Source organism: Xenorhabdus stockiae, from assembly GCF_002632825.1.
Lineage (GTDB): Bacteria > Pseudomonadota > Gammaproteobacteria > Enterobacterales > Enterobacteriaceae > Xenorhabdus > Xenorhabdus stockiae.
Genome location: NZ_NJAJ01000061.1, coordinates 5,995 through 11,417, shown reverse-complemented (window position 1 = coordinate 11,417; position 5,423 = coordinate 5,995). Strand labels below are relative to the sequence as shown.

The 5,423-nt window shown below is 41.3% G+C and carries 7 protein-coding genes; 3 read left to right on the top strand and 4 right to left on the bottom strand.

What is annotated here, in order from left to right; all coding sequences use genetic code 11:
- The coding region (locus Xsto_RS21260; RefSeq protein WP_339955557.1) for an IS1 family transposase at positions 1-97 on the bottom strand (97 nt) is incomplete at its 3' end.
- 55 nt (positions 98-152) lie between these two features.
- Between Xsto_RS21260 and Xsto_RS19140 the strand changes: the two genes are divergently transcribed.
- The 3 genes from Xsto_RS19140 (at position 153) to Xsto_RS19130 (ending at position 1,173) form a co-directional block, all read left to right on the top strand.
- The gene (locus tag Xsto_RS19140) at positions 153-506 is read left to right on the top strand and encodes a SymE family type I addiction module toxin (protein ID WP_099126106.1); all 354 of its coding nucleotides are present in this window, start codon (positions 153-155) and stop codon (positions 504-506) included.
- Positions 507-590: 84 nt separating this feature from the next.
- On the top strand, positions 591-887 hold the full coding sequence (locus Xsto_RS19135) for a type II toxin-antitoxin system RelE/ParE family toxin (RefSeq protein ID WP_099126105.1): 297 nt from the start codon (positions 591-593) through the stop codon (positions 885-887).
- A gap of 1 nt (position 888) precedes the next feature.
- A complete protein-coding gene (locus Xsto_RS19130; RefSeq protein WP_099126104.1) occupies positions 889-1,173 on the top strand; it encodes an addiction module antidote protein in 285 nt (94 codons plus the stop codon).
- A gap of 317 nt (positions 1,174-1,490) precedes the next feature.
- On the opposite strand, the gene comJ is transcribed toward Xsto_RS19130, so the two are convergent.
- The 3 genes from comJ to Xsto_RS19115 all read right to left on the bottom strand — a co-directional run.
- The gene (gene comJ / locus Xsto_RS19125; RefSeq protein WP_244590458.1) at positions 1,491-1,871 is read right to left on the bottom strand and encodes a competence protein ComJ; all 381 of its coding nucleotides are present in this window, start codon (positions 1,869-1,871) and stop codon (positions 1,491-1,493) included.
- A gap of 124 nt (positions 1,872-1,995) precedes the next feature.
- Positions 1,996-2,802, bottom strand: coding sequence for a barstar family protein (locus tag Xsto_RS19120; RefSeq protein ID WP_099126103.1), 807 nt, complete (start codon positions 2,800-2,802; stop codon positions 1,996-1,998).
- On the bottom strand, positions 2,765-5,423 hold a 2,659-nt coding region (locus tag Xsto_RS19115), incomplete at its 5' end, for an RHS repeat-associated core domain-containing protein (RefSeq protein WP_244590457.1). The genes Xsto_RS19115 and Xsto_RS19120, both read right to left, overlap by 38 nt.

Genomic DNA, 5,423 nt, shown 5'->3' with positions numbered 1-5,423 from the left:
AGCAGTGATAGCGAGGATGTCCAGTACGTCCTTTTCCATGCCCTTTAACCTCGTTTGTTTTATGACAGTAACGACAAATCACATCCACTTTAGCCATATTTCACCCAGAATAAAAAGTAGGGAGTTTATCACAAGATCTAATCATTGGGAGCATGACCAGATTTTCTACTGAAAACGCTGAAAAACCGGAATGTGTATTAAGTGGTGATGATATGCAGCAGATGGGATTTACGCCCAATACTTTGTTTCATATCCAGCAATATCACAACGGGCTGATGTTGACATTGGCGAAGCCTGACGATGATCCAGCAGCCCTGTTCCGCGCTGTGGAAAATGATCCGAAGCAGGGCATTGATTGGGTGCGTGATAGTGGCGAACTGTATCTGGCGGGCGATTGGTTAACGGAAACCGGTTTGTTGGATAAACCTGTTCAAGTTGCTTTCGGTTACGGCAAAATTATGTTGATGACAGAGTCTGACCTGCCTGAATCGTGTAAGACATTTTAATTTGCTGATTGTATTGATGTGTTAACTATGGTTGACACATCGTATTGTTTATATACAATAATGATATTCGCTTTAGAGGTGAGCATGATAACCATTGAAAGGACTCAATATTTTGAAAAATGGTTAAAATCCTTAAAAGACAGGATAGCCAAAGCCAAGATCTTAATCAGAGTTGAAAGAATGGAAGAGGGCAATTTTGGTGATGTTGAACCTGTGGGAGGTGGAGTTTCGGAACTCAGAATACATTACGGGCAAGGTTATCGAGTTTATTTTACTAATAAAAATAATAAAATCATATTATTGCTCTCTGGCGGAGATAAAAGAAGCCAGCAGGCAGATATAAAGAAAGCCAAACAACTTGCGAAAGAATGGGGATTTTAAAATGAAAACAGAACCAAAAAAATTCGATGTTGTGGAGTTTTTAGAAACAGAAGAAGATATTCAGGCATACTTAAATGCCGCAATCGAAGAAAACGATACAAAATATTTATTTAAGGCGTTAGGCAACATTGCCAGAATAAAAAATATCAGCCAAATTTCTAAAGAATCAGGAATAAGCCGAGAGGGGATATATAAGGCGTTATCCGGTGAAGGTAATCCATCGTTTAATACCGTATATAAAATATCAAAAGCACTGGGTTTGAAACTGCATTTCACTGGGACTTAATCAATTCTCTTTTTCACACTAAAAACTGTGAATTATCCATGTAATATTATATAATTTGTTAAAATTAAATATATAAATACGGAGTGTTATTTTTAAGAGTAATCAATTGTCTAATAATAAACCAAGTCGTGATAAAGTAAAAAAACAGAAACTACTTTTAACACGACTTGTAACCTATGCTAAATAAGTTTGTCAATTTTAAAATTAATGTGATATTACTTAGACTTTTCCTTCTTGAAGAGGTTTGTTTTTTTCTCCTCCCCACGGGTCATCTAACATATATTTAGCATCAACCTTAATTTCAGATGGGACAAAAGTTAATTTATAAAAAATTCATCACCTTCACATACTTCATAGTATAAGCTATAAAGCGTTTCTTTAAGGTCTAAATCAATCTTAAATTTTTCAGTCGCTGACGCTATCTCCAGTTTATTTTTATCTGTGACATAAAAAGGAACAACCATACACCGCTGAACTAGAGGGTCCATATTAAAATTCCCTTCCAAAGTTAAGTGTATATTCGCGCCAAAAGCGTCATCTGGTAAAGGATCGAATACAACATAATCTTTGTGGAGAATAGCTCCTTGTTTGATATTTTCATTTCCCCATTGACATAGTATTTCATGAAATGGTCTTGAGCGAACCTGAATTTGGCTATGTGATATCAATAAATCAACTACTTGTGTATTACTTTTCATTCTATTACCTATATTTTAATTATAATGTAAACCATGTTATAAATTATTAAATATTCATCAAGATAAGAATAAACAAGGCCGGAAGATCATAAGGATCTATCCGGCTTTAGAATTAATTATGGAATTATTTTTTGCTAATATTACATTTTCTATTTGCTAAAATTTCCATGAAGGTATCATAGTAATTACAATCAGGAGGGCTAATTCTTTCTAAAAAAATTTTTAATTTATTCATATTTTCAATATAAATATTAATTTCTGATTTTTCATAGCTAAGATCACCCAATAAATCATCAAACCCGTAAAAATCTCTACCTATATATCCTCTTTTTCCCCAAAATGCTTCTCCGAGCATACAAAAAAAATCAAGATAACTATTGACTCCCTCTAAGCTTAGTGAAGCATTAAGCATGTTACCTTGTTTTGGAGGAAAAATTTGCTGCCAGTATAAACATGCGGTCAACCATAAATCTTTTGCTTCTATGCATTTGTTATTTTTCCAGTAGAGAAAATCATTGCCTTTAGTCCATTCTTTTAAGATAGCAGTAATGGTAATAGACGGATCATCAGCAGTTTTTATTACTAATGAAAATTCTTGGCAAGTTGTTAGAATATTTTCTTTGTCTATTGTATACCCATCAAACTCATAAACACACGAATCATTGATATAGTAAGATATGGTAACGGTATCACCTTGTTTTACTTTAATACTATTATGTATCTCGATTTCTCTTGATTTCAATAAAATCAATTTGAACTCATTGTAATCATAAGTATTCAAATGAAATAAATCGATATTGTCAGCAATGGCAAATTTTTTATCGTTGACATATATGTAATATTTACTAAAAATCATAGGAGTATCTTTTTGTTGAGTTAACATGTGGTATTTATCATATTTTTGAACCATGACCTGGATATTTACCGCCATCGGGATACCAAGGGCTCGGGAATTTATAGACTTTTTCGTAATCATGGCGTAATGCATATCCATATATTTTTTGGCCATTCGGTAATGTTTGTTCTAGGATGCGGTGGTGTGGATCAACCCCTTTTCCTGTATGGACAACTTGCCATTCTTTAGCTCCGATCCAGAATTTATTTGTTTTTCCTTTTCTATCTTCTAGGGTTTTTTGAATTCCAGTATCCCTATCTACCCTTGGAGTGCCTTTTCCTGTGATTATTTTTTCATATTCTTCTCTGACGCTTTTAGGTACTGGATTTGGTGAAGATAGTTTGAGATCTTTTTCCTGGCAGTTTTTTCCTGCTAAACCAAATGGATCAATGAAGTTAACCGGATTATGAACATAGGAATACGGATTCACGCCGCCCAGCAGCCCGATGGGGTCGGGTGAAATATACTGCCCCGTATCCGGCGAATAATATCTGAATCGGTTGTAGTAAAGCCCTGACTCCTCATCCTCAAACTGGCCCATAAACCGCAGGTTACAGTTAACATGATAATCTGCATTATTGGAAGCTATTACCTGAAAACGATCTACTTGCCCCCATGTTCTTAGCCGCTGTGCCCATATAAGCTGGCCTTCCTCATTGAGCATCTCGCGCGGCGTACCTTGATGGTCATTGACAATATAGTGTAGCTTGCATTTTTCAAAGCGTGCTGATGGCGTTAATGAACCGGGTTCATATAACCAGCGAATACGCTGACCTTCTGCTGGAGTACCATCAGAGTAAATCGGTGTTTCTTCAATAAGTTGATCACCGCTCCACAGGTAATCTTGCCCCATGATGGTATCGGCTCTCGGCGCTAAGTCCGGTTTACCGGCCAGCCATAACTGTAAATTGGCGGCAGTCAATTTACCATCATGTACTTTCAGCTTGCGAATTCTTCGGCCAAACACATCATAGCGATAATGCCAGCGTGAACCGTCCGGGGTTTCGCAGTGGGTAAGCTGGTTTTGCGTATCCCAGCGATAGCGCCAGATTTGTGGACGGAAGCCATCGCGCTGCTCGGTTTTTTCCACCAAACGCCCATTGTCATCATAGCGATAACGGATATTTCCTTGCTGTACAACACGCCCGGCTTTCTGGCGTTGGTTGATTTGTGCCACAGCCCCCCGAGCATCAGTCGGCAAATGCTGGCTCAGATTGCCGTTGGCATCATAGTTGAATTGTTCTTCATGCGGGCGGGCTCCCTCGAAAAAGGTATGCAGTATTTGGTCGTTACTATTGTAACGATAGCGGGTTTGCCCCCAGCGGCTGTCGTCAATCACACGGACGTTATGGGTACGGTCGTATTGCCAGCTCCGGTTGACCGCGGTCGCTTGTGGCGGGAAGTGTGGATCGTTTTGTGCCAGCGTTTCCCGGAAAAATTGCGTGGCCTGTCCTGCCGATTGATGTGCCAGCAGGCCAGTTGCGGTGTAGCGACTGGCAAGGATAAACCCGTTGGCACTTTCGCGCACGGTTTCCCGCCCCAGTGCATCATGCTGGAAGGTCAGTGGTGCATGCTGGTTAAGCTGAAAGTGATTCAGACTTCCCGACAGGTTATAACTGAAATGCAGGGTATTGCCATCCACACTTTCGCTGACCGGACGCCCGGTCAGGCTATCCCACTTACGGGTAATTTCCCGTCCGTTGATGCGTTCGCAAATTGGCAGGCCAGTGGTTTTGTCATACTCATACTCGACGACAGCATCGGCATTAGTGGCTTTCACCAATTGATACCGTTTGTTGTATTCATAAGTCGTGGTGGCTTTAAGCACTAACTTGCCATCTTCTGGTTGCCAGCTTTCCTGTTTTATTAATGAACCCGCAGCAGAGTAATACCAACGCAGTTGTTGACCATCCGGATATTGCGTCTGAATGCGGCGCCCCAGTTTATCGTACTGATAAACGAGGGTGAGTCCGGTAAAATCGGTTTCCCGGATAATCTGCCCGGCGACATCCCGTTCATAGCGATAGGTTTCCCCGGTGGAGGCGGTGACAGAATTCAACCGGGTTAGGCGGTCATAACCAAAGCGTAATACTGTGTCATCGGGTCGGGTCACTTGATTGAGCTGGTCAAACGCGCCGTAAGTGTAGCGCGTGGTACGGCCTTCGCCGTCAGTCACCGCTACCACACGCCGTTCACTGTCATAAGTGAGTTGCTGAGTAGTACCGTCCGGCAGTTCCACTTCGGTCAGGCTGCCGTTCAGACTGGCATGATCGTTGCTGTAACGGTAGTGAGTTTGTTGTTTGAGGGCATCGGTGATTTGGCGCAGGCGTCCCAATTCATCCAGTTGCAGACCGGTGGTTTGACCGTCCGGCGTCATCACTGCGGCCAGCCGCTGTTGTTCGTCGTAGGCGTAATGCCACTGGCGTCCATCCGGCAGCAGACGCTGGCGTAATTCACCGTGGAGACCGTATTGGTATTCTTCTTTATGTCCCAGCGGATTAGTCAGTGCGGTCAGATTACCTTGCTCATCATAGTGAAATTGCCAGCGATCTCCCGTTGGCAGGACACTTTCAGTCAGTTGTCCGTGTTCGTCATAACCGTAATAAAAGGATTCGCCAGTCGGCAGTTTTATTTCGGTCAATCCTCCGTCAGGATTG

What these genes read in the sequence shown, in the direction of transcription:
- Xsto_RS19140 (WP_099126106.1), top strand. Translation starts at nt 153, where the DNA reads ATGACCAGATTTTCTACTGAAAACGCTGAAAAACCGGAATGTGTATTA.
- Xsto_RS19135 (WP_099126105.1), top strand. Translation starts at nt 591, where the DNA reads ATGATAACCATTGAAAGGACTCAATATTTTGAAAAATGGTTAAAATCC.
- Xsto_RS19130 (WP_099126104.1), top strand. Translation starts at nt 889, where the DNA reads ATGAAAACAGAACCAAAAAAATTCGATGTTGTGGAGTTTTTAGAAACA.
- comJ (WP_244590458.1), bottom strand. Translation starts at nt 1,871, where the DNA reads ATGAAAAGTAATACACAAGTAGTTGATTTATTGATATCACATAGCCAA.
- Xsto_RS19120 (WP_099126103.1), bottom strand. Translation starts at nt 2,802, where the DNA reads ATGGCGGTAAATATCCAGGTCATGGTTCAAAAATATGATAAATACCAC.